Source organism: Rhizobium terrae, assembly GCF_003425685.1.
GTDB lineage: Bacteria > Pseudomonadota > Alphaproteobacteria > Rhizobiales > Rhizobiaceae > Neorhizobium > Neorhizobium terrae.
In genome coordinates this window covers 1-1,774 of record NZ_QJKM01000067.1, presented here as the reverse complement: position 1 = coordinate 1,774, position 1,774 = coordinate 1, and the positions used below count along the sequence as shown (strand labels likewise).

Sequence of the window (1,774 nt, the reverse complement as noted above, 5' to 3'; positions counted from 1 at the left end):
GGCAACATGAGGCCGAGGCAGTAATCATTGAGTGGCTCAGCCCGATCGGCATGGCCGATCACATCGACCAGCCTATGGACATAATCCGCAAAGGCTGCTTCACTTCCCCCGCTAAGGCCATTCATCCCAGCTTTCTCCCGCTGACCACGAATCGTGGACCCTAGCACCTAATGACAAAGCGACAATCCCAGGGTTGTGTGACTCAGTAAGACTAGAGGGAGGTATGATCCGAAATTTAGATCAGGAGCAGCTTGGCTTCAAAGACCCCAATAGAGAGGGCGCTTAATCCGTACGCGTTTGTCTATCAATGCTGATGTCATTATTTAGAAGCTCATGGGTAAGAATCGCCCTCAGCCGAGCTACACTTTCCTTGAGATCGCCGTCGGCAAGAACTTGCTCCCGCAGTGTCTCTGCTTCAAGTAGTTCGATGATTTGACGGCGTCTGTTGATCATTAACGACAGGAGCTCGGGAACAGTCTCACGATACAGCCTTGCGTTGTCCTGATTCGCTCGATTCACGTGAGTTCCGCCAACTTGGGCCAACCAACCATCTCTCATCGAAGGTGAAGTGACCATTTCCCGCAATATACAGGTGGATGGGTCCCTAGCACTGGTGAATTCGTACAAGCTGCCGCTAATTGCAACCGCTTAAAGTGAGTTCGTTTCACTAGATAGCACTATTGGCGATGATCTTTTACTCCACGACAGATCGCAAGCCAGTTGCCATTGCATTTATAATTTCGGGCGATCTCCCAGGGAGGAGCAAAATTATGGAGTGGCAGCTGCAGGACGCCAAGAACCAGTTTTCGAAGGTGGTGCAGAAGGCACGCCACGAAGGGCCGCAGGAAATTACAGTGCGCGGTGAACGCACCGCCGTGTTCCTAGCCGCCCGCGACTATGATGCCCTACGCGCCGAACACCCGACTCTGGTCGACGATCTGCTCGGCGGTCCCTCCTGGGATGACGATCTCGCCGACGCGGTGGACGTACGCGCCAAGACTCTAAACCGCGACGTGGCCTTCTGATGTACCAGCTCGACACCCATATCGTCTCGGAGGCGCGCCGCGGCACACCGCAGACGATAACCTGGCTGCGCTCGGTCAATCCGCTTAGCGTCCACCTGAGCGTGCTCACCCTTGGCGAGATCATGCGCGGCATTGCACTGAAGCAGAAATCCGATCCCAAGGCTGCGGCCCACCTCGCCGAATGGCTGCGCAAGCTGCGTCACGACCATGGCGGCCGCATCCTGCCGGTGACCGACCATATCGCCGCCGAATGGGCCGTCTCGCCGCGATCCGGCCGCTCGGCGATGTCGACGGGCTGATCGCCGCCACCGCAATCGTCCACGACCTGATCCTCGTCACCCGCAATGTCAACGATTTCGAGGACACCGACGCCGCTGTGATCAATCCGTGGGATAGGCCGGCATGAGCGGACCAGTGACCGATCCGAAATCGCGGGACATAGACCTGGACTTCCCAGCCCGAGCGATGTCACGATCGACACGCTCCCGACAACATTCCCCTTCCCTCTTCTACGGTTCAAGCGCGCACCAGTATTCCGCGTCATCTCACCAGGGCTGCCGACTCCAGTCGGTCCCTCCCCTATCCAGGGCGGAACCGTGAGAGGATTTCTGCTTATCGGAGGTTAAAGCGTGTCGCAATTATTCAGCCTCATAGCCTGCTGCTTTGAAGAAGTTTCGGCATTCGGCGACGGAGAAGAGGCTGATGATGTCGCCAAGGGCCTGTGTGATCGCATCGAAGCTGCGTGCAGC

1 protein-coding gene and 1 pseudogene are annotated in these 1,774 nt (G+C 57.0%); both read left to right on the top strand.

The genetic code is table 11. The features are described from left to right. Nucleotides 1–770 precede the first annotated feature (770 nt). Nucleotides 771–1,025, top strand: coding sequence for a type II toxin-antitoxin system Phd/YefM family antitoxin (locus DMO26_RS33390; RefSeq protein WP_117196529.1), 255 nt, complete (start codon nt 771–773; stop codon nt 1,023–1,025). After that, nucleotides 1,025–1,431 (top strand): annotated as a pseudogene (locus DMO26_RS33385) (PIN domain-containing protein). The gene DMO26_RS33390 and the pseudogene DMO26_RS33385 overlap by 1 nt, the downstream one beginning before the upstream one ends. Nucleotides 1,432–1,774 lie beyond the last annotated feature (343 nt).